The organism is Cellvibrio mixtus subsp. mixtus J3-8 (assembly GCF_000766945.1).
Classification (GTDB): Bacteria; Pseudomonadota; Gammaproteobacteria; order Pseudomonadales; family Cellvibrionaceae; genus Cellvibrio; species Cellvibrio mixtus_A.
Genome location: NZ_KN266219.1, coordinates 1 through 373 on the forward strand (window position 1 = coordinate 1; position 373 = coordinate 373).

The following is a 373-nucleotide window of genomic DNA, read 5'->3' on the forward strand; positions in this document are numbered from 1 at the left end:
GAAGGTTTAAAGGTTCGCAGCAAAATATTTCGCTTTACCTGCAATGCGGAGCCGTGATGTGCTGTTGCTCGATAGAGCTTTGCCAAGCCATTTAAATCTACCGGTGGCTCGTAGTAGCGGCTACCGTATGAGTAGCATCCTGAATAGAGAAAATCATAAGCATTAAGCACTGGCTCTGGTTCACCAAATGTAAATGCCACTGGCCCCGACTCTTTTTGAGTTTTATTTTTTCTTAACCAGTTCATTCATAAATCTCCATCAGTGATTGATTATGCTCATCGAAGGCAATATCAACAGGTTCGTTAAATAATGCATGCATCGTTGCCCAAGCTAACTCTGCATGCCCTGTGCGTTTGTTTCGGCCAGCCTTAAA

The 373-nt window shown here is 43.4% G+C and carries 1 protein-coding gene and 1 pseudogene; both read right to left on the reverse strand.

Annotated elements, in window-relative coordinates; all coding sequences use genetic code 11:
• Positions 1–245: pseudogene (locus A596_RS21490) on the reverse strand (phage portal protein); the annotation flags it as partial.
• A partial coding sequence (locus tag A596_RS23920; protein WP_039918855.1) for a hypothetical protein occupies positions 242–373 on the reverse strand: 132 nt, incomplete at its 5' end. The gene A596_RS23920 and the pseudogene A596_RS21490, both read right to left, overlap by 4 nt.